The sequence below is a fragment of the Brachybacterium sp. GPGPB12 genome (assembly GCF_038396325.1).
Classification (GTDB): domain Bacteria; phylum Actinomycetota; class Actinomycetes; order Actinomycetales; family Dermabacteraceae; genus Brachybacterium; species Brachybacterium conglomeratum.
Map to the genome: position 1 here is coordinate 3,500,739 of NZ_CP149573.1, position 26,979 is coordinate 3,527,717.

The window sequence follows — 26,979 nt, forward strand, 5'->3', positions numbered from 1 at the left end:
GAGCCCTCTTGTCGGCCGGACCGAGACAGGAGAAAAGTGGCTAAGGTCCGCGTCCACGAGCTCGCCAAGGAGCTCGGACAGCCCAGCAAGGTCGTCCTGCAGAAGGCCGCAGGACATGGGCGAGTTCGTCCGATCCGCCTCCTCGACCATCGAGGCACCCGTCGCCCGTCGTCTGCGCCAGGAGTTCCCGGCGGCCGACGGCGCCCCCAAGAAGACCTCCGGCGCCCCCGCGCCGGGCTCCGCGCCGAAGCCCGGTGCGAAGCCGGCCGCGAAGAAGCCCGCCGCCGAGGCCCCTGCCGCGCAGAAGCCCGGCACCCAGAACGCGCCGCAGAAGCCCGGCCCCGCCGCCCCGACGCCGAAGGCCGCGGCTCCGGCCGAGCCCGCGGCGGAGAAGCCTGCCGCGGAGAAGCCCGCGTCGGAGGCTCCGCGTTCGTCCGCCAAGCCCGGCGCCCCGGCCCCCAAGCCCGGTGCCCCGGCGCCGAAGCCCGGCGGCGAGAAGTCGTCCGCGCCCAAGCCCGGGAACGAGCGCCCCGCGCCGCGCCCCGGTGCCGCGCGCCCCGGCAACAATCCCTTCGCCAGCTCGCAGGGCATGCCCCGTCCCGGCCGCAAGCCCGGCCAGGGCGGCGGTCAGGGCGGCCCTCGTCAGGGCGGTCCCCGTCCCGGCAACAATCCCTTCGCCACCTCGCAGGGCATGCCTCGTCCGGGCCAGCGTCCGCCGCGCCCCGGGCAGGGTGCCGGCGCCGGTGCCGAGCAGGGCGGTCGCACGCCCCGTGAGGGTGCTCCCCGTCCCGGTGGCGCGCCGCGTCCGGGCGGTGCCCGCCCCGGCATGCCCACCCCGGGCATCATGCGCCAGCACTCCCACGGCGGCCTCGCCGACGCGAACCAGGGCGGCGGCCGAGGTCGCGGCGGCGGCCCCGGCGGTCGTCCCGGCGGTGGCGGCGGCACGGGCGGTCGTCCCGGCGGTGGCCCCGGCCCCCGCGGTCGCGGCGGTCGCGGCGCGACGCAGGGCGCCTTCGGTCGCGGCGGCAAGCCGGCCCGCTCCCGCAAGTCGAAGCGCGCGAAGCGCCAGGAATGGGAGCAGCAGCAGGCTCCCGCACCGGGCGGCGTCTCGCTGCCCCGCGGCAACGGCGAGACCATCCGCATGCGTCGCGGCGCCTCGCTGTCCGATTTCGCCGATCGCATCGACGTCAACCCCGCGTCGCTGATCACGGTGCTCTTCGCGATGGGAGAGATGGCCACGGCCACCCAGTCGCTGGACGAGGACACCTTCGAGTCGCTCGGCAACGAGCTCGGCTACAAGATCGAGATCGTCTCCCCCGAGGACGAGGAGCGCGAGCCGCTCGAGCAGTTCGACATCGATCTCGACGCGGAGCTCGCCGAGGAGGACGAGGCGGACCGCGTGCCGCGGCCGCCGGTCGTCACCGTCATGGGTCACGTCGACCACGGCAAGACCCGCCTGCTGGACACCATCCGCAAGGCGAAGGTCGGTGCGGGCGAGGCCGGCGGCATCACCCAGCACATCGGTGCGTACCAGGTCGACGTCGAGCACGAGGGCGCCCAGCGTCAGCTCACCTTCATCGACACCCCGGGCCACGAGGCGTTCACCGCCATGCGTGCCCGTGGTGCGGACGTCACCGACATCGCGATCCTCGTGGTCGCGGCGGACGACGGCGTGATGCCCCAGACGATCGAGGCGCTGAACCACGCCCAGGCGGCGAACGTGCCGATCGTGGTCGCGGTCAACAAGATCGACAAGCCCGAGGCGAACCCGGAGAAGATCCGGCGGCAGCTGACCGAGTACAACCTGATCGCGGAGGAGTACGGCGGCGAGACGATGTTCGTCGACGTCTCCGCCCGCGAGAACCTGCACATCGACGACCTGCTGGAGGCGGTGCCGCTCACCGCGGACGCCGCCCTCGAGCTCTCGGCGAACCCCGACAAGGACGCGCGCGGCGTGGCCATCGAGGCGAACCTGGACAAGGGACGCGGCCCGGTCGCCACCGTGCTGGTCCAGCAGGGCACCCTGCGGGTCGGCGACGCGATCGTGTGCGGCATCGGCCACGGCCGAGTGCGCGCCATGCTCGACGAGAACGGCGAGAACGTCACCGAGGCGGGTCCGTCCCGCCCGGTGCAGGTCCTCGGCCTCACCTCGGTGCCCGGCGCCGGTGACTCCTTCCTGGTCGCCCAGGACGAGCGCACCGCCCGTCAGATCGCCGAGAAGCGGGAGGCCGCCAAGCGCGCCGCCTCGCTCTCCAAGGCCCGCAAGCGCATCTCGCTCGAGGACCTCAACAAGCACGTCGCCGACGGCAAGATCGAGACCCTCAACCTCATCCTCAAGGGCGACGCGGCCGGTGCCGTCGAGGCCCTGGAGGAGTCGCTGCTGGGCATCGATGTCGGCGAGGGCGTGGACCTGCGGATCATCGACCGCGGCGTCGGCGCGATCACGATGAACAACATCAACCTCGCCGTCGCCTCGGACGCGGTCATCATCGGCTACAACGTCCGGGCCGAGGGCCTGAACGCGGAGTACGCCGACCGCGAGGGTGTGGAGATCAAGTACTACTCGGTCATCTACAACGCCATCGACGAGGTCGAGCAGGCCCTCAAGGGCATGCTCAAGCCGGAGTACGAGGAGGTCGAGCTCGGCTCGGCGGAGATCCGCGAGATCTTCCGCTCCTCCAAGTTCGGCAACATCGCCGGCTCGATCGTGCGCAGCGGCCTCATCAGGCGCGGCGCCAGGGCGCGCATCACCCGCGGCGGCAAGGTCATCGCGGAGAACATCGAGATCGCCGGTCTGCGACGCTTCAAGGACGATGTCACCGAGGTCCGCGAGGGCTACGAGTGCGGTATCAACCTGGGGTCCTTCAACGACCTCCAGCTCGAGGACCTCATCACCACCTACGAGATGCAGGAGAAGCCCCGCGGCTGATCCTGCGACGACCGGGTACCCCTTCGCCGGGGTGCCCGGCCGCGCCGGCGGGGGAGGAGACCACGATGAGCGAGGTGTCCCTCCTGCTCCGCGCCCCCTCGGCCAATCGCGTCTATGCGCAGGCCGCGGGGGCGCTCTCGCGCGCCGAGGCGCACTGGGTGCTCGGCGCCCATCTCGGCGCGGTTCCCTCTCTGCGGGACCGGGAGGTCGGGGGGATGGCGGGACTCGAGGTGCGCGGCGCGACGGGCGGGTCGCGCTCCGAGGCGCCGCTGGCGATGCTCTCGGGCACCCTCGGCGTGCTCGACGTGCGACAGGAGGACCCCCAGGATCCGGACCGGCCGCTGCCGCGCCCCCGGCCCCTGCCCGCCGTGCCGCGCCACCCCTCCGACCTCGAGACCACCCTGCGCTACACCGGCAAGACCAACGAGCAGTTCACCGCCCTGCTGGTGAACCTCGCCGCGGCCCTGTCCGCCCGCCGCGCAGGGATCCTCGACGGGACCCTCGACCTGCTCGATCCGCTGTGCGGACGCGGCACCACGCTGAACCGGGCGGCGCGCCTCGGGCTCAGCCCCGTCGGCGCGGAGATCGACCGCAAGGACGTGGAGACCTACCGGGCGTTCCTCGGCACCTGGTCGCGCACCCACCGCTTCAAGCACACCCTGGAGACCACGCGGCTCACCGTGCACGGCGAGCGGCTGGGCGACCGGACCGAGGCGGAGCTCGCCCCGGACAAGCAGACCCTGCGCGCCGGCGGAGGGCGACGCCTGACCCTGCTCGGCTGCGACACCACCCGACTGGGCGAGGTGCGCCCGGCGGCTCCGTCGACGCGCTGGTCGGGGACCTGCCCTACGGCGTCCAGCACGGCTCCCGCGCGGGCGGCGCCTGGCGGCGCTCCCCGCTCGAGGTCGCGCGCGAGGCGGCGCCCGGCTGGCGCTCGCTGCGCGCGCGACGGCGCCGGGGTCGCGCTCGCGGTCAACCGCCGCACCCTCGACCACGCCGAGGCGAGCGCGGTGCTCGCGGGCGCCGGGTCGCGCGTGCTCAGCGCCGACGGCGCCTTCCGCCACCGCGTCGACCAGTCCATCGACCGTGACATCCTGCTCGCGGTCCCCTTCGACCATCCCCGCGCCGAAGAGCTCGCCGCTCTCGGCGCCGACCAGGAGGATCCCATCCCATGAACGACAACCCCCGCGCTCTCAAGCTCGCCGACCGCATCAAGGTCATCGTCGCCACCATGCTCGACACCCGGGTCAAGGACCCGCGGCTCGGCTTCGTGACCATCACCGACGTGCGCGTCAGCGGCGACCTCCAGCACGCCACCGTCTTCTACACCGTCTTCGGCACCGACGAGGAGCGCGAGGGCACCGCCGCCGCGCCGCACAGCGCCACCGGCATGCTCCGCCGCGAGGTCGGCCGACAGACCGGCGTGCGCCTGACCCCCACCCTCGAGTTCATCGCCGATGCGGTGCCCGAGAACGCGCGCGTCATCGAGGACCTCCTCAGCGAGGCCCGCGGCCGCGACGCGGAGCTCGCCCGCTCCAAGGAGGGCGCCGCCTACGCCGGCGAGGCCGATCCCTACCGCAAGCCCCGCGACGAGGAGGACGAGGACCTCGACGACGAGGACCTCGACGACGCGGACCTCGACGTCGAAGATCTCGACGACGACGAGGGCACCGCCCCGGGGCACGAGCGGGCGTGACCTGCGCACCCCACGGCATCCTGCTCGTCGACAAGGCCGAGGACCGCACCAGCCACGACGTGGTCGCCCGCGTGCGCTGGCCGCTGGGGACCAAGAAGGTCGGCCACGCCGGCACCCTCGATCCGATGGCCACCGGCCTGCTCGTGCTGGGCGTCGGGCAGGGCACCCGGTCGCTCACCCATCTCGTCGGCCTGGACAAGACCTACCTCGCCACGATCCGGCTGGGGCAGCGCCACCACGACCGACGACCGCGAGGGCGAGGCGCTCGGCGAGCGGGTCGACGCCACCGGGATCGAGGACGCCCGTCTCGAGGAGGCGCTCGACGGGCTCCGCGGCGACATCCAGCAGGTCCCCTCGACGGTCAGCGCGATCAAGGTCGACGGGAAGCGCGCCTACGCCCGCGCCCGCGCGGGGAGGACGTCCAGCTCGCCGCCCGGCCCGTGCGCGTGCCGCGCTTCGAGATCCTCTCCCGCACCGAGCGGGACGGGCACCTCGACCTCGAGGCCGTGGTCGACTGCTCCTCGGGCACCTACGTCCGCGCCCTCGCCCGCGACCTCGGCGCCGCCCTCGGCGTCGGCGGGCACCTCACCGCGCCGCGCCGCACCGCCGTCGGCCCCTTCGCGGTCGAGGACGGGGTGCACGTCCCCGCCCGCGGCGAGGGCGACGACGTGGACCTGCCCCTGCACGGGCTCGGCGAGATCGCCGCGCGCGTGCCGCCGGTCCTGGACGTCTCGGAGGACGAGGCCGCGGCGCTCGGGACGGGGAAGCGGATCCGCTCCGCGCAGGAGCTGCGAGCGCCCTCCCGGCCCCATCCCGCGCACGCCGGCCCGGAGGACGCCCCGGTCGCGGCCCTCGATACGGCCGGCCGCCTGGTGGCCGTCCTGCGCCGCGAGGGACGGGACTGGCACCCCCGGCTCGTCGTGCCCGAGGACACCCGCCGCTGAGCCGCCCGAGCTCCCCGCGGGCGGGACCGCCGCACCGGGGCTCGCACGGAGAGAGGGCCCCTCCCGTCACCGGGAGGGGCCCTCTCACTGCCGTGCGGGGGAGCGGGGACCGCTCAGCGGTGCACCACCGTCCGGGTGCCCATGCTGGCCCAGTCGTACAGCCACTTCGCATCGGAGACCGGCAGGTTGATGCGACCGTGCGAGCCGGAGTACCCGAAGGAAGAGCGCCACGGCGCGCCGTGGAACCCGTACCCGTGGTGGAAGTACTGCACCCAGGGGACGTCCGGGGTGTAGTAGTACTTCGGATGGTCCTCGTCGTAGTACGCCGCGTTGGTCATGTCCTGACGGTCGTAGCGCAGGTAGATCTCGTAGGTGCCGGTGGGGGTCTCGTTGCCCTCCTTGCCGTCGACCATCGAGCGCGGGCCCCAGACGGGGGTGTCGCCGACGTAGGCGGTGACCGTCTTGTTGGTGAGGTCGACGTCGATCCACTTCTCGCCGGTCGGCTCGGCGGCGGGCTCCTCGTCCTTCTTCTCGTCGTCCGAGGACTTCTCCTCGTCCTTCTCCTCCTCGTCCTTCGGCGCGTCGACCTTGTCGACCTCGGCCTCGAGCTTCTTGGTCTCGAAGGCGGCCTCCAGGGGAGTCGTGCCCATCAGCGCGGTGATCAGCTCGTCGGCGACGGCGTCGGTGTTGGTGATCTCCAGGCCGTCCTTCTTCTCGGAGACGACCTTGACGACCTCGCCGGCCTCGTCGACCTGCTCGATGCCGTTCTCCGGCTCGACGGCGTCCTCGTCGGCGCGGGTGGCGACCCACTCGCGCACCGCGTCCTCGTCCACCGCGATGGAGAGGTTCTCGCCGGACTCGTCCGGGGTCACGGAGATCCAGTCGCTGCGGCGCTCGGCGGAGACCTCATGGGTCTCGCCGTCGGCGCCGGAGATCGACATGGGTCGCTCGAGCAGCGAGGAGATCGTGCCGACGACCTCCTCGGCCTCCTCGGTGGTGATCGCGGGGGCGATCTGCTCGATCGGTCGCTCCACGGAGAAGCTCTCGAGGGCGGGAGCCTTGGTCTTCACGGCCTCGACGAGGGTCTGCGGGTCCACGCCCTGGCCGTTGCGGCCGGGCTCGACGTTCCAGGCCTGCGCCTCCTCGTCGAAGACGACCTGCGCATCGACCGGGGTGGTCATGTCCTCGGGGACCAGGCCCTTCGCGAACTCGGCCGCGGCGGCCTCGTCCACCTCGACGACGGGCTCGACGGTGTGCTCGCCGGACCAGGTCGAGGAGATGACCGCGGGCAGGGAGTCGTCGCGCTCGAGCGCCGCGGCGGCGGTCGCGGCGGAGTCGACGCTCACGCCGAGGTCCGCCAGCGGCACCTCGAGCCGCTTCTCGCCGGCGGTCACCGAGACCTTCACGGACTCGCCGTGCTCGGTCACCAGGGCGGCGATCTCCTCGGGGCTCTTCCCGGAGACGTCCTGGCCGAGCACCATGGTGCCCGGCGGCCGCGCGGCCCTCGAACTGCTTGGCGTAGGCCAGCGCCCCGCCGGTGAGGATCACGGCGAGGACGGCGACGATCGCCACGAGGATCAGCGCGACCCGGCGACGGTCGCGGCCACCCGGGGCCGTATCGGTCACGTTCGTCATGGATCCAGATCCGTTCCCGGCGGCCATCGTGCCCGCCCTCGGCTTGCGCCGCAGGGCACAGGGGTCCCTCCCCGGCGCCGCCTTCCGTCCGAGACTAACGGAGCGTCCCGCGTACTACCACGATGTCCGGCCCGAGCTTCGTCACAGCTCTGCAACAGCCGAGGTCCAGCTCGCACTCGGGCAGGTGGCCCGGAGCACGCCCCGGGGCGTCGGTGCCGTGGCGACGTCGGATGGCCCCGGCCCGCGAGCGTTACAGTGTCCTCCGGCGAACCCGCCGTCGCAGCCCGCCCGTCGGCGCGGCGGAGCACGGGTGCGCGGACCGCACCCGGCATCGGAAGGACCTGAGCGCGTCGTGACCCGCCTCCCCATCTGGCACTCCGTCCTGGAGGTGCCCGCCGAGCTCGGCGAGACCGCGGTCTCGATCGGGAACTACGACGGCGTCCACCGGGGGCACCGCTTCGTGCTGGACCAGCGCGCCGCCACGCCGAGACGCGCTCCCTGAGCCCCGTCGCCCTCACCTTCTGGCCGCATCCGCGCCATGTCATGGGCTCGCCCGAGGCGACGCCGCGCTGACCGGGCACGAGGACCGCGACCGCCTGCTCCTGCTCGCCGGCCTGCACGGCGTGCTCGACCTCGAGTTCACGCTCGACTTCGCCCAGCACTCCCCGGAGGAGTTCGTGCGGATCTTCCTGGTCGAGGGGCTTCGTGCGAAGTGCGTGGTGCTGGGGGAGGACGCCCTGTTCGGCCGCGCGAACGCGGGGAACATCGACACCATGCGCGAGCTGGGGAGAAGTACGGCTTCGAGGTCGTCACCGCCCCGGACCTCGGGCCCGAGGGGGCGGGCACCGGCCGGATCTCCTCCTCGGGGATCCGGCGCGACCTGCTCGCCGGTGACGTGCGCGCCGCGAACGAGGCGCTGGGCAGGTCGCACACCGTCACCGACGTGATCCACCATGGCTTCCGCCGCGGCCGCGAGCTCGGCTTCCCCACGGCGAACCTGGGCCCGCGGCCGCAGGGCCTGATCCCGGCCGACGGCGTCTACGCCGGCTATGCGACGGTCACCGCCCAGGACCCCTCGCACGCGGGGGACGAGCCGCTGGCCGGCGCCCCGGCGACGATCTCCATCGGCACCAACCCCACCTTCGAGGCCGACGGCGCGCCCCGCCGCACCGTCGAGGCGTACGTGCTGGGCGACCATGACCTCCATCTCTACGGCGACACCGTGCGCCTGGAGTTCGTCGAGTTCCAGCGCCCCACGCTGAAGTTCGACTCGATCGACGCGCTCGTGGAGCAGATGGCCGAGGATGTCGAGGTGACCCGCCGCACTCTCGAGGCGGAGCGCTCCCGGAGCGACCTGGGCTCCTGATATCCTTCCCGAGCCGTCATATCGGCCGCGGAGAGCGATCCCGCCCCCAGCCAATGCCCACCCGCAGGGGTGAGGTGCGCTCGGGGGCCGCTCGTCGGAAGAGCCCGGGGCAGAAGGCCCCGGCGCGCCGCGCAACGACCTGAGGAGAACCAGTATGGCCTTCGATTCCGCCACCAAGCAGGCGATCATCTCGGAGTACGCGACCGGCGAGGGCGACACCGGTTCGCCCGAGGTCCAGATCGCGCCGCTCACCCACCGCATCACCTACCTGACCGAGCACCTCAAGACCCACAAGCACGATCACCACACGCGCCGTGGTCTGATGCTGATGGTCGGTCAGCGCAAGCGCCTCCTGAAGTACCTCCAGGAGAACGACATCGAGCGTTACCGTGCGCTGATCAAGCGCCTCGGCATCCGCCGTTGATCCCCTCCGCCGCTCGCCCCCAGGGCGGGCGGCGGTGTCGTATGTCCGCCCCGACCAGGTTCGGTCCTCGGCAGTGGCCTGCGGATCGGGCGACCGGAGACCCCGGTCCCGCCCGGGCGCCGCGGGTGACTGACGAAGGCCGCACCGGCAGGGGCACCCCTCAACCTAGGAGATCCCCCATGGCCATGGAAGGCCCTGACATCACCGCCACCACCGCCGTCATCGACAACGGCGCCTACGGCCGTCGCGAGATCCGCTTCGAGACCGGCCGCCTCGCCCAGCAGGCCGCCGGTGCCGTGTCCGTCTACCTCGACGACGACACCATGGTGTTCTCGGCGACCGCGGTGTCGAACAAGCCGAAGGAGCACTTCGACTTCTTCCCCCTCACCATCGACGTCGAGGAGCGGATGTACGCCGCGGGCCGCATCCCCGGCTCGTTCTTCCGTCGCGAGGGCCGCCCGGGCACCGATGCGATCCTCGCCGCCCGCCTCACCGACCGCCCGGCGCGCCCCGCCTTCGTCAAGGGCCTGCGCAACGAGGTCCAGGTCGTGCTGACCGTCATGGCCTGCAACCCCGAGGACGCCTACGACGTCGTCGGCATCAACGGCGCCTCCGCCTCCACCCAGATCTCCGGTCTGCCCTTCTCGGGCCCGATCGGCGGCGTGCGCATCGCGCTCATGCCCGACGCGCAGGGCGGCGGCCAGTGGGTCGCGTTCCCGACCTTCGCGCGACTGGACGAGGCCGTCTTCTCGATGGTCGTGGCCGGTCGCATCGTCGAGGACGATGTGGCGATCATGATGGTCGAGGCCGAGGCCACCGACAACTCCTGGACGCTCATCAAGGAGCAGGGCGCGATCGCCCCGACGGAGTCCGTCGTCGCCGAGGGCCTCGAGGCCGCCAAGGTCTTCATCCGCGACCTGTGCGTGGCGCAAAGAGGAGCTCGCCGCGAAGGCCGCGAAGCCCGTGCGCGAGTTCCCGCTCTTCCTGGACTACCAGGAGGACGCCTACGGCATCGTCGAGGCCGCCGCGACCGAGCGTCTGGCCGAGGTCATGTCCATCGCCGCGAAGACCGAGCGCGAGGAGCGCACCGAGCAGCCTGCTCGGCGAGGTCACCGCCGAGCTCGCCGCCGAGGGCGCGCGCTCGAGGGTCGCGAGTCCGAGGTCTCCGGCGCCTTCCGCGCGCTGACCAAGCAGGTCGTGCGCAAGAAGGTCCTCACCGAGGGCGTCCGCATCGACGGCCGCGGCCTGCGCGACATCCGCGCTCTCTCCGCCGAGGTCGAGGTGCTCCCGCGCGTGCACGGCTCGGCGCTGTTCCAGCGCGGCGAGACCCAGATCCTGGGCGTCTCCACGCTGAACATGCTCAAGATGGAGCGAGCAGATCGACTCCCTCGGGCCCGTCGACCGCAAGCGCTACATCCACCACTACAACTTCCCGCCGTACTCCACCGGCGAGACCGGCCGCGTCGGCTCCCCGAAGCGCCGCGAGGTGGGCCACGGCATGCTCGCCGAGCGCGCCATCGTGCCGGTGCCGCCCAGCCGCGAGGAGTTCCCCTACGCGATCCGTCAGGTGTCCGAGGCCCTCGGCTCCAACGGCTCGACCTCGATGGGCTCCGTCTGCGCCTCGACCCTCTCGCTGCTGAACGCCGGCGTGCCGCTGCGCGCCCCGGTCGCCGGCATCGCGATGGGACTGATCTCCGACACGGTGGACGGCGAGACCCGCTACGCGGCCCTCACCGACATCCTCGGGGCCGAGGACGCCTTCGGCGACATGGACTTCAAGGTCGCCGGCACCTCGGAGTTCGTCACCGCCATCCAGCTCGACACCAAGCTCGACGGCCTGCCCGCCTCCGTGCTCACCGGGGCCCTGTCGCAGGCCCACGAGGCGCGTCTGGCGATCCTCTCGGTGCTGGGCGAGGCGATCGACGCGCCCGACGAGATGAGCCCGCACGCCCCGCGCGTGCTTGCGGTGACCATCCCCGTCGACAAGATCGGTGCGGTCATCGGCCCGAAGGGCCAGATGATCAACCAGATCCAGGACGACACCGGCGCCGACATCACCATCGAGGACGACGGCACCGTCTACATCGGCGCGACCGACGGCCCCTCGGCCGAGGCGGCCCGCTCCGCGGTCAACGCCATCGCCAACCCGATGGTGCCCGAGGTCGGCGAGCGCTACCTCGGCACCGTCGTGCGCGTGGTCGACTTCGGCGCCTTCGTCTCGCTCACCCCGGGCAAGGACGGCCTGCTCCACGTCACCCAGCGCGCAAGCTCAACGGCGGCAAGCGGGTCGAGAACGTCGAGGACGTCGCCAAGGTCGGCCAGAAGATCGAGGTGGAGATCCGCGAGATCGATGCCCGCGGCAAGATCTCCCTCGCCGTGATCGAGGACGAGTCCGAGTCTGCCGAGGCTGTCGAGTCGCAGGCGACCGTCGCCGCCGAGGAGACCACCGCCGAGTGATCCCGTCGCTCACCCGCTGAGCGCTCGTGCGAGGGCGGCACCCCACTCGGGGTGCCGCCCTCGCCCCGTTCCCGGCCCCGCCATGAGCCGGTCCATGCGCATCATGCGCCAGCCGTCCACAGGCGACGAGCCGTGCTTGGGTGGGGCCGGTGCCGTCGCATAAGGTGATCGCGGTGAGCCCGATCACGGGAGTCCGGGCGCCGGGGCGGGGAGGAACGGCATGCTGGGGACGGACACCGAGGAGGCCCTGCGGTGCTCCGATGCCGTCCGGCGCGCGGAGGGGACGCTACGGGCACGGAAGCGAGTCGCTGGACAGCCCCTATGGCCTGCAGATCGCCGCCCATGAGGCCAGGCACCAGGTGCAGTACGAGATGATCCGCCGCACCGAAGCCGATCCTTGGGACTGGGTCACCGGCGACGACAACAGCGAGGAGTACGCCGAGGTCGAGCGGGCGTACGGCTTCACGCGCGGGGAGATCGAGCAGTGGCGCCACGAGTTCCGGCCGTGGAACTACGAGTTCCCGCCCATCGGTGATCCGTCGACGCCCGAGTATCAGGAGCAGATGCAGGACTACCTGGACCAGGAGGTGGAGGTCAATGCTCGGGAGCGCGAGGACGAGTTCGCCGACGAGTTCAGCTTCGAGGACCTGCAGCAGGCGCGCCGCGATGCCGGTGTCCCGGTGAGCCAGGGAGAGCGACACCACCCGACGAGCCCTGCTGGGGGCCGGGCTCCTCATCGGGGCGGGGACGCTCAGTGGTGGCGGCGGGCCCCCGGACAGCATCTGCCTGGAGGGTGATCAGCCGGTCGAGTCCGGAGCAGGGCTCTCCCTCCCCTCGCTCGGAGCGGAGACCCACCTTCGCAAGGAGCCGCGGCTCGGACTCCTCGGCCTAGCCGTGTCACCGGACGGTGCTCGCGTCGCCGCCCATGAGTGGTGGCACCGGCAGGCGCTGTCGGAGAGCGAGACGGCCGGCACGACGATCTGGGACACCGCCACCGGGGAGATCGTCGCCCGCTTCGACGACACCATGACCGGGGCCATCGTCTGGCACCCTCAGGAGGACCTGATCGCGACGGCCGGAGAGCTCGCGATCCACCTGGCGCGACCCGATGGTGAGGTGCTGTGGACACTCGGCGGCCACGAGGAGTCCGATTCCCGACGCTCCCGGGTCATCCGGGATCTCGCCTTCAGCCCCGATGGCGACCAGCTCGCCTCCCTGAGCACGGACGGGACGATCCGGCTCTGGTCGCTCACCGGTGGCACATGCGCGACCCAGCCGGTCCTGCGCGTCTCGTACGGGACCCCGATGGCCCTCGCCTACTCGCGGGACGGCTCGCAGATCGCCGTCGCTGTCCAGGGACGCGGCGCCGAGCACTGGGATGCCCGCACCGGCGAGAGGGCCACGGCCCTGGAGGGTCGCTCGCAGGATGCGGTGGGGATCGCCGCCGACGACCAGGGACGCTTCGTCCTGGGCACCGCCGAGGAGGCCCGGCTCCAGCCGGCTTCCCCGACTCCGGATGCGGCAGGGACGTCGAATCGGGAATCCCCGTGCCCGAGTACCTCGCCGTGGGGCCGGACGGTCGCCTCGCCGTTTCCGGCGGAGAGTCCGAGGCTCTCGAGATCTGGAGCGCCAGCCTCGCGGGACACGAGCGCATCGACCTGCCGAAGTCCGTCCCCGACATCGGAGCCCCCGGAGAGCTGGGACGCACCGCATGGGCCCCCGACGGCACCCTCTATGCCGTGACCCGATGGTGGGGCGTGATCAAGTGGGACGGCCAGGAGTGGTCGCCGCTGGAGATGCCGTGAGGCGGCCGGCGGGCAGGCGGACGCAGAGCAGGCGCGGCCCGCGCTCGCCGGTCTGCGTGCCAGCGCGACCGGGAGCGCGGAGGATCCGATAGCGGTGCTCGGCGTGCAGGACGAGTACGACCTGCTGGAGAGCGCTGGGCGCACCGTGCGCGCCCAGCGGCTGTCTCGGACCTCCGATGCGGTGTTCGACGTGGTCACCCTCGACGACGGCGCCCGGAAGTGGTTCGAGCCGCTGTGGGAGCGCCCTCCTCCCGGCCGCGAGTGAGGTGAGTGAGGTCTCTCGGAGCGGCGCGCCACCCGTGGAACAATCGAGCGATGCCTTCCGACCTCCTCTACGACGATCCTGCCTCCGACGTCATCCTCGACGCCGCGACCGGCGTGCGGCGCAAGATCCTGCCCGGCGGGGTGCGGCCGCTCACCCAGACCGACCGCGGCGTGCGCGCGCCGCGAGCATCGGGCTGTGGTCGCCCGTCGGCTCCCGCGACGAGGCCCCCGCCCATGCGGGATCGACCCATGTGCTCGAGCACCTGCTGTTCAAGGGCACCCGGCGCCGCGGCCGCGATGGACATCGCCACCGCCTTCGACGAGGTGGGCGGCGACTCCAACGCCGTCACCGCCAAGGAGCACACCCTCTACTACGGTCGGGTGCGCTCGGCCGACGTGCCGATGGCCGTGGACGTCCTCACCGACATGATCACCTCCTCCGTCCTCGAGCAGGACGCCCTGGCCACCGAGCGCGAGGTCATCCTCGAGGAGCTCGCCATGGCGGAGGACGACCCGGGCGACATCGGCTACGAGACCTTCCTCGCCCAGGTGCTGGGCCCCGACACGGCGCTCGGCCGTCCCGTCGGCGGCACCGCCGCGAGCGTCGAGGCGCTCACCATCGAGGACGTCCGCGCCCACTACCGCGAGCACTACCGGCCGGACAACCTCGTGGTCACCGCCGTCGGCGACATCGACCACGACGAGCTGGCCGGCCTCCTGGCCGCCGGCCTGCGCCGCGGCGGCTGGAGCCTGGACGAGGGCGCGTCGCCCTCCCGCGGCCGGCACGCCGCGACCGTCGTGCCGAGCGACGGGATCGCCGCCGACGTCGGCGCGCTCGCCCCGCACCGACTCGCCCGCCCGACCGAGCAGAACCACATCTACCTCGGCGGGCAGGGCCTCACCGCGCTCAGCGAGGACCGCCACACCCTCTCGGTGCTGATGTCCGTGCTCGGCGGCGGCATGTCCTCGCGCCTGTTCCAGTCCGTCCGCGAGGAGCGGGGGCTGGCCTACACCGTCTACTCCTTCAGCGCCGGCTACCGCGATGCGGGGCTGTTCGGCATGTACGCCGCCTGCCGTCCCGGCCGCACGGGCCAGGTCGTCGAGCCGCTGGCCGAGGAGCTCGGCCGCATGGGCGAGACGGGCGTCGACGAGCTCGAGCTGATCCGGGCGAAGGGCCAGATCACCGGCTCCTTCGCACTCGGCCTCGAGGACACCAGCTCCCGGATGGGCCGCCTCGGCACGATCGAGCTGGTCCACGGCCGCTACACCAGCGTCGACGAGACCCTCGCCCGCATCGGGAAGGTCGACGTCGCCGACGTGCGGGACCTCGCCGCGCGCCTGTCCCGCTCGTACAGCACCCGGGTCGAGGTCGGCCCCGAGAGCTGATCCCGCCTCGCGGACCCTCCCCGTTCCCGCCCCTCCGCCCACCGCCACGACCCCAGGAGCCGCCATGACCCCCGCATCCACCTCGTCCTCCGCACGCCCCACCCGCGTCGCCGTGCTCGGCGCCGCCGGCCGCATGGGCGCCGCCGCCTGTCGTGCCGTCGAGGAAGCCGACGACCTCGAGCTCGTCGCCCGGATCGGCCGCGGCGACGATCTGAACGCCGTGGCCGAGGCCGGGGCCGAGGTCGCGATCGACCTCACCGTCCCCTCCGCCACCGCCGACAACGTCGCCTGGCTGATCGACCACGGCATCCACGCCGTGGTCGGCACCACCGGCTGGAGCGAGGAGTCGCTCGAGGCGCCGCGGGAGCGACTCGCGGGCGCCGAGGGCGTGGGCGTGCTGATCGCCCCGAACTTCGCGATCGGCGCCGTGCTCGCCATGCGCTTCGCCGAGGTCGCCGCGCGCTACTACGACAGCGCCGAGATCATCGAGATGCACCACGAGAACAAGCTCGACGCCCCCTCCGGCACCGCCCGCCACACCGCCGCCGCGATCGCCCGCGGCCGGGCCGCGGCGGGTCTCGGCCCGGTCCCGGACGCCACCGAGAAGGACCCGGACGGCGCCCGCGGCGCGGTCGTCGACGGCATCCACGTCCACGCGGTGCGCCAGCGGGGCCTCGTCGCCCACGAGGTCGTGCAGTTCGGCGGGGTGGGAGAGCAGTTCGTCGCGCGCCACGACTCCTTCGATCGCATCAGCTTCATGCCCGGCGTGCTGTTGGGCGTGCGCGAGGTCGCCTCGCACCCGGGCCTCACCGTGGGCCTGGACGGCTACATGGACCTCGGCTGAGGCCCGGGACGGGGACAGGGATGCGACAGAAGCTGATGGTCGCAGGGCTCGTTCTGGTCACTGCGGCCTATGCGTGGGGCCTGGGCTGGATCGCCTGGGGCTTCGTGCGCGCCGGGGGAGGGCTCGGGTACGGGCTGGCCATCGGCATCGTGGTGCCGCTGGTGCTGACCGTGTGGGTGACCTGGCGCGAGGTGCTCTTCGGCATGGCCGCCGGCGACCTCTCCGCCCGGTACGAGCCCCCGGCCGACGCCGAGGCGGAGGACCCCCGGGCCGAGTTCGAGGCCGCGCGCACCGCGGTCCAGGACGGCGGCGAGGGGGAGTGGAGCGCCTGGTTCCGCCTCGCCCTGGCCTACGACGCGGCCGCGCGACCGCAAGGGAGCGCGCATGGCGACCCGTCGCGCGATCGAGGCCGCGCGCCGCTGACCCGTCGGGCGTCCTCGCGCCGGGAGCCCGGGCGAGCGCGATGGCGAGCGGTGCGCCGAGCGGCGCGACGAGCAGGACGCCGCGCTCAGGCCCAGCCGAGCGCCCGCGGCGCGGCCGCCGCCGCGGCGGCGCCGACCACGACCACCAGGAACGGCGCCCGCGCCAGCAGCAAGCACCACCGCGACGCCCAGCCCGGCCAGCCGCGCGTCCAGCACGACCTCCGTCCCGTCGGCCGCGGTCTGGGTCGCCACCAGCGCCCCCAGCGGCGCGATCGGCGACAGGCGCGTGATCCGCGCGATCCGGGGGCGCTCGAGCACGTCCTGCGGCGCCTGGTAGCCGATCCACTTCTGCACGAAGGACAGCACCGACGCGGCGATCACCGCGATCCACAGCAGGCTCATCGCCGCTCCTCCTCGTCCGTCGCGGGCTCGTCGTCCGACGCACCGACCTCGGGCGCGCGTGCCCCGTCGCCCCGCGACGGGACGGCGCAGACCGGCCACCACCGCGACCAGCGCCGCGGCGAGCACCGGCGGCCCGGCGGGAAGCACCGGCGTGGTCAGCGGCGCCACGAACGCCGCGGCCACCGCGATCGCGACCGCGTCCCCGCCGCGCGCGCCGCGGCCACAGCGCCGCGATGAACGCCCCGGCCGCGGCGGCGTCGAGCCCCCAGGCCGCGGGATCGGCGATGTGCTGACCGGCCAGCGCGCCCGCGAGGGTGAACAGGTTCCAGAAGACGTACACCCACACCCCGGCGGACCAGAACCCCGCCCGACGCTCCGCCTCGGTCGTGCCCGTCGCCGCCAGCGCCGCGGACTCGTCGATCGTCAGCGCGCGCGGGCCGCGCCCTCGCCCCGCCGCGCGGCAGGGAGGGGGCGAGGATCAGCCCGTACAGCGTGTTGCGGATCCCCAGCAGCAGCGAGGCGAGCGCCGCGCCGAGGGCGGAGCCGCCCCCGCCCACCACGCCGACGAAGGCGAACTGGGCGCCGCCGGTGAACATCACCGCGGAGAGCACCATCGCCTGCCACACATCGAGCCCCGAAGCGGTCGCGAGCGCGCCGAAGCTGATCCCGTACAGCCCCGTCGCCAGACCGATCGAGAAGCCGGTGCGACGGATCGAGCGCGCCCGCGCATCGGGGGCGTCGTGGCGCGGGGACGAGGAGGGGGCGGCGGCGGTCATGATGCTCGACACTCTACGATCACCTGCACCGACATCCACCGCGCGTCCGACAGGGGATATGAGATTCTGACGGCATGACGGACTCCCAGGATCCCGCTTCCGACACCGCCCTGCCGCGCGCACCGGCGCCCTCCTGCTGGACATGGACGGGACCCTGATCGACTCGGGCCCCGCCGTCGAGCGGTCCTGGAACACGCTCCTGCGCGAGCTGGGCACCGACCTCCGGTTCGGCCACGCCCATCACGGCATGCCCGCCCGCCGCATCCTCGCCCAGATCCTGCCCGAGGCGAGCGAGGCCGAGCTCGACGCGGCCCACCGCCGCATCGAGGAGCTCGAGATGCAGGACGTGGAGGGGATCGTCGTCCTGCCCGGCACCGAGCGGTCGCTCGCCGAGCTCGATGCCGCCGCCGAGACCCTGGGCCGCGCGAGCTGGACCATCGTCACCTCCTGCACCCGGCCCCTGTTCGAGGCCCGCTGGTCCCGCACCGGGCCGCCCGTGCCCGACGGGCTGGTCACCGCGGACCAGGTCACCCACGGCAAGCCCGATCCGGAGCCGTACCTCCTGGGCGCCGAGCGGGTCGGGGCCGAGCCCTCCCGCACCGTCGTCCTCGAGGACTCCGTCAGCGGGCTCGGCGCCGGGATCGCCGCTGGCGCTCGCACCGTCGCCGTGACCACGACCACCCCCGCCGGGGAGCTGTCCCCGCTCGCGGACGCCCTGGTCACCTCGCTGGACGACCTCGAGGTGCGCGTCGAGGGCGAGGACCTCGTCCTCGCCCGCCGCGGAAGCTGACCGTCGCGCCGCGCCTGCTCCGTCGGCCGCGGCCCCGTTGATACCCTTGGGCGGCCCGACCGGTCCGTCCCGCGCCCTGCGGACGACGTCCTCGACGTCGTCGCCCCTTGGCGGCGAGCGTCCGGACCGAGGGCGCGACCGTCCCCCTCGAAAGGACTCGCCCCATGTGCGGAATCGCCGGCACCTACGGATACGGCGCTGACACCGAGCGGATCGCCCGCCGGATGAGCGGCGCCCTGGCCCACCGCGGTCCCGACGGCGAGGGCCTCTTCGTCGACGGCGAGGCCGGGCTGGCCCACCGGCGCCTGGCCATCATCGACCGCGAGCACGGCGCCCAGCCGATGACCACCGCCGATGGCCGCTACACCATCGTCTACAACGGCGAGACCTACAACTACCTCGAGTTGCGCGCCGAGCTCGAGCGGCTCGGCCACATCTTCCGCACCGACTCGGACACCGAGGTGCCGCTGGAGGCGCACGCCGAGTGGGGCACCGCCGCCTACGACCGCTTCAACGGCATGTTCGCCTTCGCGATCCACGACGCGACCACCGGCACCGTCACCCTCGCCCGCGACCACTTCGGCATCAAGCCGCTCTACTACCGCCTGGACCCCGCCTCCGAGGCCGGTGGGGCGCCGAAGGTCGTCTTCGGCTCGGAGATCCGCTCGCTGCTCGCCTCCGGCACCTTCGAGGCCGCGCCGGACGACCGCGCCGTCTACCGCTACCTGAAGTTCCGCGTCCAGGACGACGACTCCCGCACCTTCTTCGCCGGCGTGAACCGCCTGATGTCCGGCGAGGTGCTCGAGATCCGTCCCGACGGCACCGAGGTGCGCTCCTTCACCCGGTTGAAGGAGGAGCCGCGCGAGATCGCCGCCCGCCCCAATCGTCCCTACGACCAGTCGGTCGTGGACGAGTACCGCGAGCGCTTCCAGGACTCCGTGCGGATGCGCCTGCAGTCGGAAGTCCCCGTCGGCACCTCCCTCTCCGGCGGGCTGGACTCCTCCGCCGTCGCCGCCGTGATCGCACGCCAGCCGCGCGAGCGGCCGAGGACGCGGGCTACGAGGCGGTCGGCTCCCGCCAGAACACCTTCTCCGCCGTCTTCCCGAACTCCTCCAACGACGAGGAGCGCTACGTCGACGCGCCGCTGGACGAGAACCGCGGCCAGATCACGGCCCACAAGATCCACCCGCAGCCCGAGGCGTTCCTCGAGGACCTCCACGACTTCGTGCGCACCCAGGAGGAGCCGATCATCTCGACCGGCCCCTACGCGCAGTACGCCGTGATGCGCGAGGCCAGCCAGCACATCACCGTGCTCCTGGACGGGCAGGGCGCCGACGAGATGATGGCCGGGTACAACCCGTACTTCTACGTCTACCTGCGCCAGCCGCGCCGCCAGAAGCGGTTCAAGGAGCTCGCTTCCGAGGTCGTCGGCTCCCGCGACATCCTCCGCAAGCTCGCCCGCACCAAGTTCTCCGGCCGCACCTCCGTGCCGATGGAGGGCGCCGCTGAACTCCGGCTTCGTCGCCGAGCACAGCGGCGAGAAGGTCACCTCGGTCCAGGACGACCTCAAGGAGCGCCTGCTCGAGGACACCTTCCGCTCCTCCCTGCCCTCGCTGCTGCGCTACGAGGACAAGAACACGATGCGCTTCAGCATCGAGGGGCGCGTCCCCTTCGTCGACAAGGAGCCGCTGAAGTTCCTGTTCTCCCTCGACGAGTCCGCGATCATCCACGACGGCTGGAACAAGCGGATCCTGCGCGAGGCGATGGACGGGATCCTCCCCGACATGATCTCCAAGCGCCGCAACAAGATCGGCTTCACCACCCCCGAGGGGGAGTGGTTCCGCTCGATCGCGCCGCAGCCTGCGGGACGTCTTCGCCTCCGCATCCTTCGCCTCCCGACCCTACTTCGACGCGCCGAGCGTGCTCGCGCTGTTCGACGACTACATCGCCCATCCGGAGAACCACGGCACGCTGATGTTCTGGCGCCTGCTGAACGTCGAGCTGTGGATGCGCACCTTCTTCGACGACGCCGAGGGCGCCACCCGCGCGCTCGGCGGCTCGGCCGACGAGGCCGCGCTCGCCGCCGCCCCGGCCCCCGCCGCCGTCGCCGCAGAGCCCGCGGCCGAGGAGGAGGTCGTGCCCAAGAGCGACTACGTCGCCAACGAGGGCAAGCGGCTCGACCTCGTCTCCGAGGCCGACGGCCGCACCTGGCGCCGCCTGCCGCTGCAGACCGCGCTGGTCGCCCGCGGCGACGACGTCGAGCGGATCGCCCGCGAGCGGGTCGAGGCCTTCGCCGCGTCCCTGCCGGGCGGCGTCGTCCCCGACGGTGCGCCCTGGTACTTCGTGATCAGCGAGAAGATCATCGCGATCACGCAGGGCCGCTCCTGGTTCACCTGGGAGATCAGGCCCCGCCGCTCCGCCAAGGTGCTCAGCCGCTTCGTCTCCCGCACCCCGGCCGGCATCGGCCTGGGCGACCCGACCACGATGGAGCTCGCGATCCGCGAGGTGGGGCTCCCGCGCGTCGTCGCCGCCTCCGCCGTCGGCGCCGCGGGAAAGGTCGTCGGCAGGCGCGGTCTGTTCTACGAGGTCGTCGGCGCGAACGTGCGCGCGATCGACGGGCCCACCCCGTACTCCGCCTTCCCCTCGAACGTCTCCGCGAAGCTCCCGCCCAAGGACCCGGACGCGGTCGCCGCGCGGATCTCCGCCGCGATCCGCGGCGCGGAGATCCCCGCCGCGGCCGCGCGACAGCTTCGTCGGCACGGTCGTGATGGACGCCAACGACATCGGCCGCAACGTGCTGGGCTCGGACGTGCCCACCACGAACGAGGTGCTCGAGGCGACCTTCGCCGACAACCCCCTCGGCCAGGGCCGCCAGCGCACGCCGCTGGCGATCCTCGTCGACCTCGGCGGCGCGGACCGGCGCTGAGGAGCTCGCGGCGGCGGGCCCTCCCCGCCGCCGCCCGCCCCGCCGCCGCCCGCCGCGGCACGGCGCCGACGGACCCGCCGCGTGCCGGGACGGCACGGGACACGGCCGCCCCTGCACTAGGATCCGGGCAGCAAGACTTCCCCTGGAGGAGACCATGAGCAAGCACCGACCAGCGCCCTGCGCGACCGTTCGGCGCGGTGGGGACCGCGATGGTCACCCCGCTGAGCGAGGACGGCCACCGCGTCGACCTCGACGCGGCCCAGTCGCTCGCCGCCCACGTCGTCGAGCACGGCCACGACCTCGTCGTCGTCTCCGGCACGACGGGGGAGGCGCCCACCCTCACCGACGTCGAGAAGATCGACCTGGCCCGCGCCGTGGTCGAGGCCGTCGGCGAGCGGGCGACCGTGGTCGCCGGCGTCGGCACCTACGACACCGCCCACTCGATCGACCTCGCCCGCGCGCACGCCGAGGTCGGCGTCGACGGGCCGCTCGTGGTCACGCCCTACTACTCCAAGCCCTCCCAGGCCGGGGTCGTCTCCCACACCACCGCGATCGCGGACTCCACCGACCTGCCGGTGATGCTCTACGACATCCCCGGCCGCGCCGGGATCCCGCTGGCGCTGGAGACCCTGCTTTGCGCCTGGCGGAGAACCCGCGCATCGTCGCGGTGAAGGACGCCAAGGCCGACCTCCAGCAGGCCTCCCTCGTCATGGCGCAGACCGACCTCGTCTACTACTCCGGCGAGGACGCGCTGAACCTTCCCTGGCTGACGCTCGGCGCGGCCGGCATGGTCTCCGTGGTCAGCCAGATCGCTGGCGACATCGAGCGGGAGATGGTCGAGGCGGTGGACCGTTCCGACCTGCCCGCCGCCCTCGAGGCCCATCTCCGGCTCGTGCCCGTGGTCGAGGCGGTCATGAACCGGATGCCCGGCGCTGTCGCCGCGAAGGCCGCGCCGCACCTGCAGGGCGTGTCGCCGCACGCCGCGATGCGCGGGCCGCACCTGCCCGCCGACGCCACCCAGTCGCGCGAGCTCTCCGCCGCACTGGACGCCGCCGGCCTGCTCTGACCCGATCCGCCCGAGTGCCGAGGAGACCCAGATGACCGCCGCCTTCACCGACCGTCTCCCCGCACCGCCCGAGCTCGCCCCGGGCACGCCGCGGATCACGCCGCTGGGCGGCCTCGGCGACGTGGGCCGCAACATGACCGTCCTCGAGTACCAGGGCCGCCTGCTGATCGTCGACTGCGGGGTGCTCTTCCCCGAGGAGTCCCAGCCCGGCGTGGACCTGATCCTGCCGGACTTCGACATGCTCGAGGACCGGCTCGACGACGTCGCCGCGATCGTGCTCACCCACGGGCACGAGGACCACATCGGCGCCGTGCCCTACCTGCGCGCGGCGCAAGCCCGACATCCCGCTGGTGGGCGCCGGCTGACCCTCGCCTTCATCGAGGCGAAGCCGCGCGAGCACCGCATCCGTCCCGTCACCCTCGCCGTCGCGGAGGGGCAGACCGAGAGCTTCGGCCCCTTCGAGTGCGAGTTCGTGGCCGTGAACCACTCGATCCCCGACGCGCTCGCGGTGCACGTGAGCACCCCCGCCGGGACCGTTCTGCACACCGGCGACTTCAAGATGGACCAGCTCCCGCTCGACGGCCGGATCACCGACCTGCGCGCCTTCGCCCGCCTCGGCGAGGCCGGGGTGGACCTGTTCATGACCGACTCCACCAACGCCGAGGTCCCCGGCTTCACCGTCGGCGAGCAGGAGATCGGTCCGGTGCTGAAGGGGATCTTCGCCCGCGCACGCCAGAAGATCGTCGTGGCGTCCTTCTCCAGCCACGTCCACCGCGTCCAGCAGGTGCTCGACGCCGCCGCGTCGCACGGGCGGAAGGTCGCCTTCGTGGGCCGCTCGATGGTGCGGAACATGGGCATCGCCGCGGAGATGGGCTACCTCCGCGTCCCCGAGGACACCCTCGTCGACGTCAAGCGCATCGACTCCCTGCCCGACGAGCAGGTGGTGCTGATGTGCACCGGCGGCCAGGGCGAGCCGATGGCGGCGCTGGGCCGGATCGCGAACCGCGACCACCGCGTCTCCGTCGGCCCCGGCGACGTGGTGATCCTCGCCTCCTCCCTCATCCCCGGCAACGAGAACGCGGTCTTCCGCGTGGTCAACGGGCTCATGGCGCTCGGCGCCGAGGTGGTCCACAAGGGCGCGCCAAGGTCCACACCTCCGGGCACGCCAGCGAGGGCGAGCTGCTGTACTGCTACAACATCGTGCGGCCGAGGAACGTCATGCCGATCCACGGCGAGGTCCGCCATCTCATCGCCAACGGCCGCATCGCCGAGGCCACCGGCGTGCCGCGCGAGCGCGTGGTCCTCGCCCGCGACGGCCGGGTCGTGGACCTGAAGGACGGGATCGCCCAGGTGGTCGGGGAGATCCCCAACGGCTACGTGTACGTGGACGGCTCGAGCGTCGGCGAGATCTCCGAGGCGGACCTCAAGGACCGCCGCATCCTCGGCGACGAGGGGTTCATCTCCCTGTTCGCGGTCGTGCACTCCGAGACCGGGGCGCTGATCGCGGGGCCCGAGATCCACGCCCGCGGCGTCGCCGAGGACGACGCGGTCTTCGACCGGCTCCGGCCCGACATCGTCAAGGCACTCGAGCAGGCGGTCGCCGACCAGGCGGACCGCCGCGACACCTACCAGCCGCAGCAGGTCATGCGGCGTGTCGTCGGCCGCTACGTCGGCCAGCGGCCGCGCCGGCGGCCCATGATCATCCCGGTGGTCGTCGAGGCCTGAGCCCCCTGCGGCGCGCCGGCTCGGCCCGGCGCGCTCCCGCGGCGGGCGCCGGGGCCCCGCCGCGACCGCGACGTGATCCGCGCCCGGGGAGCGGATCGCGCGGGTCGCCTCCCGGGCCGAGCGGGGGCCGGAATGTACCATCGGGACCATGGCGACACGTACGTCTTCCCCCGCACGTGCGTCGAAAGGCTCGTCCCGCTCCTCGGCCTCCGGCGGCTCCCGGACCCGCGGAGCCGCGGCGAACGACCCCTCGACGCTCCCCCTGCCGGTGCGCGCAGTGCGCTCCGGCTATCTGGCGATCGCCCGCATGGTCGGCGGCATGGTCCGCGGCATCGGGGTGCGGCGCTGGGAGGTCGAGCCCGAGCGGCGGCGCGACGGCTACGCGCTGTTCCTGATGCTCATCGCGGTGCTCGTCGCCGTGGTCGAGTGGTGGCAGTCCAGCGGACCCGTGCTCGGCGCCGTGCACACCGTCGTCGCCGGCACCTTCGGGATCTCCTCCATGGTGATCCCGCCGCTGGCCGCCGGCTGGTCGCTGCGCATGTTCCGGCGCCCCGACCAGGTGCGCGCCAACACCCGCATCTCGATCGGGATCGCCGTCTCGCTCACCGCGATCTCCGCCATCGCCTCGGTCTCGGCGCGGTCGCCCGCCCCGGCCGACGGCATCGACGCCCTCGCCCGCGGCGGCGGCGTGCTCGGCTATCTCGCGGCCGCGCCGCTCGAGGCGCTGTCGCCGCCGCTGGCCGTCGTGATCATCCACTCCGCCCTGATCGCCTTCGGCATCCTCGTGCTCACCGCGACGCCGGTCGAGTCGATCCTCCCGCCTGCGCGGCGTCTACGACGTGATGGTCGGCCGCAGCGAGGAGGAGGACGAGGAGCGCATCGCCTTCGGCCTGCGCCCGCGCCGCGTCGACCCGGCAGTGCACGAGCAGGAGACCGCGGCCCAGCCCGCGACCCGCACCCGTCGCCGCACCCGCAAGGAGAAGGCGGAGGCCGCGGAGGCCGAACGGGACCACGAGGCGTTCGGCTACGCCGGCGACGAGGCCTTCGAGCAGGGCGTGGCCGAGGAGGGCCGCCCCGGCGCGAAGAAGCCGGGTCGCGCCGGCAAGGGCGCGAAGGCGGCAAAGTCCGGCCCCGCCGGTCCGCGCCGCGGCGCCCCGGAGGACGCGACCGAGGTCTTCGACGTCGTCGAGGACGAGAACCAGCGCGCCAAGACCTTCCCCACCGGCGACGAGGCGCCCACCGCGGCGCCGCCCGCCAAGGGGGCCCGCGGCGGCGACCGCACCACCCCCATGCCCACGAAGAAGGCGCCCGCCGCCGCACCGGCGGAGAAGCCCGAGGACGCGACCGAGCTGGTGCATCCGCCGATGGGCGACCTGCCCCGCGCGGGCGAGCGGCTCGAGCTCGCCGGCGACGTGGTCTACACCCTGCCGGAGTCCTCCTTCCTGCTCGAGGGGCCGCCGCACAAGACCCGCTCCGAGGCCAACGACCGGGTGGTCAGCGCGCTCGAGGAGGTCTTCGAGCAGTTCAAGGTCGCCGCCGAGGTGGTGGGCTTCTCCCGTGGCCCGACGGTCACCCGCTACGAGGTCGAGCTCGAGCCCGGCACCAAGGTCGAGAAGGTCACGGCGCTGGACAAGAACATCGCCTACGCCGTCGCGAGCTCGGACGTGCGGATCCTCTCGCCGATCCCCGGCAAGAAGGCGATCGGCATCGAGATCCCCAACACCGACCGCGAGACCGTCGCGCTCGGCGACGTCGCCGCGCGACCAGGTAGCCCGCCGCAACGAGCACCCGCTGGTGATGGGCGTGGGCAAGGACGTCGAGGGCGGGTTCGTCGTCGCGAACCTCGCCAAGATGCCGCACCTGCTGGTCGCGGGCGCCACCGGCGCCGGCAAGTCCAGCTTCGTCAACTCGATGATCACCTCGATCCTCATGCGCGCCACCCCGGAGGAGGTGCGGATGGTGCTGGTGGACCCCAAGCGCGTGGAGCTCACCATCTACGAGGGCATCCCGCACCTGATCACCCCGATCATCACCAACCCGAAGAAGGCCGCCGAGGCGCTCGAGTGGGTCGTCAAGGAGATGGACGCCCGCTACGACGACCTCGCCGCCTTCGGGTTCAAGCACATCGACGACTTCAACAAGGCCGTGCGCGCCGGGGAGGTGCAGGTCCCCGCCGGCGGCGAGCGGCGCCTGGCCCCCTACCCGTACCTGCTGGTGGTCGTCGACGAGCTCGCGGACCTCATGATGGTCGCCCCCCGCGACGTCGAGGCCTCGATCCAGCGCATCACCCAGCTCGCCCGTGCCGCGGGGATCCACCTGATCCTCGCCACGCGGCGCCCGTCGGTCGACGTCGTCACCGGCATCATCAAGGCGAACGTGCCCAGCCGCCTCGCCTTCTCGACCTCCTCCCTGCAGGACTCCCGCGTCATCCTCGACACGCCCGGTGCGGAGAAGCTCATCGGCCAGGGCGACGCCCTGTTCCACCCGATGGGCAAGGCGAAGCCGATGCGCGTCCAGGGCGCCTGGGTCAACGAGTCGGAGATCCACAAGGTCGTCGACCACGTCAAGACGCAGATGACGCCGAACTACCGCGAGGACGTCACCGTCGTCGCGGAGAAGAAGCAGATCGACGACGACATCGGTGACGATCTCGAGGTGCCGCTGCAGGCCGCGGAGCTCGTGGTCACCACGCAGTTCGGCTCGACCTCCATGCTGCAGCGCAAGGCGCGCGTCGGCTTCGCGAAGGCGGGCCGGCTGATGGACCTGCTCGAGTCCCGCGAGATCGTCGGCCCCTCCGAGGGCTCGAAGGCCCGCGACGTGCTCGTCCACCCCGACGAGCTCGGCACCGCGATCGCCCGCATCCGCGGGGAGGAGGCCCCGAGCGGGGAGGGCGACGAGCCCTACGGCGCCGACCAGGCCGTCGACCTCGACCCCGAGCCGACCGAGCCCGTGGGCGAGGGGAGCGCCGACCGGTACGGCAGCGACCCGCTCGCCGACGACGGCACCGAGCCCGCCGTCGACTACTACGACGAGGACGACGAGGAGAGCGAGGACGCCTGGAGCCTCACCGGCCGCTGAGCGTCCCGCCCCCGTCCCGCCCTCGTATCGCGTCCCGCCGCACC

16 protein-coding genes and 9 pseudogenes are annotated in these 26,979 nt (G+C 73.0%); 22 read left to right on the forward strand and 3 right to left on the reverse strand.

Going from position 1 to position 26,979, the window contains the following annotated elements; translation table 11 throughout:
- The first annotated feature begins 36 nt into the window (after positions 1-36).
- The 4 genes and pseudogenes from infB to truB all read left to right on the forward strand — a co-directional run bounded on the left by infB (position 37) and on the right by truB (position 5,569).
- Positions 37-2,929: pseudogene (infB, locus tag WKH84_RS20410) on the forward strand (translation initiation factor IF-2).
- 65 nt (positions 2,930-2,994) lie between these two features.
- The gene (locus WKH84_RS20415; RefSeq protein WP_341854914.1) at positions 2,995-4,104 is read left to right on the forward strand and encodes a hypothetical protein; all 1,110 of its coding nucleotides are present in this window, start codon (positions 2,995-2,997) and stop codon (positions 4,102-4,104) included.
- Positions 4,101-4,625, forward strand: coding sequence for a 30S ribosome-binding factor RbfA (gene rbfA / locus WKH84_RS20420; protein WP_341854915.1), 525 nt, complete (start codon positions 4,101-4,103; stop codon positions 4,623-4,625). The genes WKH84_RS20415 and rbfA overlap by 4 nt, the downstream gene beginning before the upstream one ends.
- Positions 4,622-5,569 (forward strand): annotated as a pseudogene (gene truB, locus WKH84_RS20425) (tRNA pseudouridine(55) synthase TruB). The gene rbfA and the pseudogene truB overlap by 4 nt, the downstream one beginning before the upstream one ends.
- A 113-nt stretch (positions 5,570-5,682) precedes the next feature.
- Here the strand turns inward: truB and WKH84_RS20430 are convergent.
- On the reverse strand, positions 5,683-7,050 hold the full coding sequence (locus WKH84_RS20430; RefSeq protein WP_341854916.1) for a L,D-transpeptidase family protein: 1,368 nt from the start codon (positions 7,048-7,050) through the stop codon (positions 5,683-5,685).
- Positions 7,051-7,556: 506 nt separating this feature from the next.
- On the opposite strand from WKH84_RS20430, the gene WKH84_RS20435 reads away from it, so the two are divergent.
- The 11 genes and pseudogenes from WKH84_RS20435 to dapB all read left to right on the forward strand — a co-directional run bounded on the left by WKH84_RS20435 (position 7,557) and on the right by dapB (position 15,750).
- Positions 7,557-7,706 carry a hypothetical protein gene (locus WKH84_RS20435; RefSeq protein ID WP_341854917.1) on the forward strand — a complete coding sequence of 50 codons (150 nt, stop codon included), beginning with the start codon at positions 7,557-7,559 and terminating at the stop codon, positions 7,704-7,706.
- A gap of 121 nt (positions 7,707-7,827) precedes the next feature.
- Positions 7,828-8,151: a hypothetical protein gene (locus tag WKH84_RS20440; protein ID WP_341854918.1), complete on the forward strand. Its 324-nt coding sequence runs from the start codon at positions 7,828-7,830 to the stop codon at positions 8,149-8,151.
- A complete protein-coding gene (locus WKH84_RS20445; protein WP_341854919.1) occupies positions 8,100-8,570 on the forward strand; it encodes a riboflavin kinase in 471 nt (156 codons plus the stop codon). Before WKH84_RS20440 ends, WKH84_RS20445 begins: the two co-directional genes overlap by 52 nt.
- A gap of 154 nt (positions 8,571-8,724) precedes the next feature.
- Positions 8,725-8,994, forward strand: a complete 270-nt coding sequence (gene rpsO, locus WKH84_RS20450) for a 30S ribosomal protein S15 (protein WP_341854920.1) — start codon at positions 8,725-8,727, stop codon at positions 8,992-8,994.
- 185 nt (positions 8,995-9,179) lie between these two features.
- Positions 9,180-11,451, forward strand: a pseudogene (locus WKH84_RS20455) (polyribonucleotide nucleotidyltransferase).
- A 260-nt stretch (positions 11,452-11,711) separates the two neighbouring features.
- Positions 11,712-12,248, forward strand: a complete 537-nt coding sequence (locus WKH84_RS20460; RefSeq protein WP_341854921.1) for a hypothetical protein — start codon at positions 11,712-11,714, stop codon at positions 12,246-12,248.
- A 97-nt stretch (positions 12,249-12,345) separates the two neighbouring features.
- Positions 12,346-13,194: a hypothetical protein gene (locus WKH84_RS20465; RefSeq protein ID WP_341854922.1), complete on the forward strand. Its 849-nt coding sequence runs from the start codon at positions 12,346-12,348 to the stop codon at positions 13,192-13,194.
- A 156-nt stretch (positions 13,195-13,350) separates the two neighbouring features.
- Positions 13,351-13,521 (forward strand): hypothetical protein, encoded by a 171-nt coding sequence (locus WKH84_RS20470; protein WP_341854923.1) that lies wholly within the window; start codon positions 13,351-13,353, stop codon positions 13,519-13,521.
- Positions 13,522-13,555: 34 nt separating this feature from the next.
- Positions 13,556-13,759: pseudogene (locus WKH84_RS20475) on the forward strand (hypothetical protein); the annotation flags it as partial.
- 58 nt (positions 13,760-13,817) lie between these two features.
- The gene (locus WKH84_RS20480; protein WP_341856991.1) at positions 13,818-14,906 is read left to right on the forward strand and encodes a pitrilysin family protein; all 1,089 of its coding nucleotides are present in this window, start codon (positions 13,818-13,820) and stop codon (positions 14,904-14,906) included.
- A gap of 64 nt (positions 14,907-14,970) precedes the next feature.
- Entirely contained in the window at positions 14,971-15,750 is a 780-nt protein-coding gene (gene dapB / locus WKH84_RS20485; protein ID WP_341854924.1) for a 4-hydroxy-tetrahydrodipicolinate reductase, read from the forward strand.
- Here the strand turns inward: dapB and WKH84_RS20490 are convergent.
- On the reverse strand, positions 15,732-16,574 hold the full coding sequence (locus tag WKH84_RS20490; protein ID WP_341856992.1) for an AzlD domain-containing protein: 843 nt from the start codon (positions 16,572-16,574) through the stop codon (positions 15,732-15,734). The two genes, dapB and WKH84_RS20490, sit on opposite strands and share 19 nt — an antisense overlap.
- A 155-nt stretch (positions 16,575-16,729) precedes the next feature.
- The gene (locus WKH84_RS20495; RefSeq protein ID WP_341854925.1) at positions 16,730-17,350 is read right to left on the reverse strand and encodes an AzlC family ABC transporter permease; all 621 of its coding nucleotides are present in this window, start codon (positions 17,348-17,350) and stop codon (positions 16,730-16,732) included.
- A gap of 142 nt (positions 17,351-17,492) precedes the next feature.
- Here WKH84_RS20495 and WKH84_RS20500 point away from each other — a divergent pair, with 142 nt between their 5' ends.
- The 7 genes and pseudogenes from WKH84_RS20500 (at position 17,493) to WKH84_RS20530 (ending at position 26,935) form a co-directional block, all read left to right on the forward strand.
- Positions 17,493-18,140 carry an HAD-IA family hydrolase gene (locus WKH84_RS20500; protein ID WP_341854926.1) on the forward strand — a complete coding sequence of 216 codons (648 nt, stop codon included), beginning with the start codon at positions 17,493-17,495 and terminating at the stop codon, positions 18,138-18,140.
- Between the two features lie 224 nt (positions 18,141-18,364).
- Positions 18,365-19,116 (forward strand): annotated as a pseudogene (locus WKH84_RS20505) (asparagine synthetase B); the annotation flags it as partial.
- A gap of 138 nt (positions 19,117-19,254) precedes the next feature.
- Positions 19,255-19,924: pseudogene (locus WKH84_RS20510) on the forward strand (asparagine synthase C-terminal domain-containing protein); the annotation flags it as partial.
- A 136-nt stretch (positions 19,925-20,060) separates the two neighbouring features.
- Positions 20,061-21,224 carry a hypothetical protein gene (locus tag WKH84_RS20515; protein ID WP_341854927.1) on the forward strand — a complete coding sequence of 388 codons (1,164 nt, stop codon included), beginning with the start codon at positions 20,061-20,063 and terminating at the stop codon, positions 21,222-21,224.
- A gap of 51 nt (positions 21,225-21,275) precedes the next feature.
- Positions 21,276-22,132, forward strand: a pseudogene (gene dapA, locus WKH84_RS20520) (4-hydroxy-tetrahydrodipicolinate synthase).
- A 31-nt stretch (positions 22,133-22,163) separates the two neighbouring features.
- Positions 22,164-23,857, forward strand: a pseudogene (locus tag WKH84_RS20525) (ribonuclease J).
- A 307-nt stretch (positions 23,858-24,164) separates the two neighbouring features.
- Positions 24,165-26,935 (forward strand): annotated as a pseudogene (locus tag WKH84_RS20530) (DNA translocase FtsK).
- Positions 26,936-26,979: the final 44 nt, after the last annotated feature.

What these genes read in the sequence shown, in the direction of transcription:
- WKH84_RS20430 (WP_341854916.1), bottom strand. Translation starts at nt 7,050, where the DNA reads ATGGTGCTCGGCCAGGACGTCTCCGGGAAGAGCCCCGAGGAGATCGCC.
- WKH84_RS20480 (WP_341856991.1), top strand. Translation starts at nt 13,818, where the DNA reads ATGGACATCGCCACCGCCTTCGACGAGGTGGGCGGCGACTCCAACGCC.
- rbfA (WP_341854915.1), top strand. Translation starts at nt 4,101, where the DNA reads ATGAACGACAACCCCCGCGCTCTCAAGCTCGCCGACCGCATCAAGGTC.
- WKH84_RS20500 (WP_341854926.1), top strand. Translation starts at nt 17,493, where the DNA reads ATGGACGGGACCCTGATCGACTCGGGCCCCGCCGTCGAGCGGTCCTGG.
- WKH84_RS20460 (WP_341854921.1), top strand. Translation starts at nt 11,712, where the DNA reads ATGCCGTCCGGCGCGCGGAGGGGACGCTACGGGCACGGAAGCGAGTCG.
- WKH84_RS20495 (WP_341854925.1), bottom strand. Translation starts at nt 17,350, where the DNA reads ATGACCGCCGCCGCCCCCTCCTCGTCCCCGCGCCACGACGCCCCCGAT.
- dapB (WP_341854924.1), top strand. Translation starts at nt 14,971, where the DNA reads ATGACCCCCGCATCCACCTCGTCCTCCGCACGCCCCACCCGCGTCGCC.
- rpsO (WP_341854920.1), top strand. Translation starts at nt 8,725, where the DNA reads ATGGCCTTCGATTCCGCCACCAAGCAGGCGATCATCTCGGAGTACGCG.
- WKH84_RS20415 (WP_341854914.1), top strand. Translation starts at nt 2,995, where the DNA reads ATGAGCGAGGTGTCCCTCCTGCTCCGCGCCCCCTCGGCCAATCGCGTC.
- WKH84_RS20490 (WP_341856992.1), bottom strand. Translation starts at nt 16,574, where the DNA reads ATGAGCCTGCTGTGGATCGCGGTGATCGCCGCGTCGGTGCTGTCCTTC.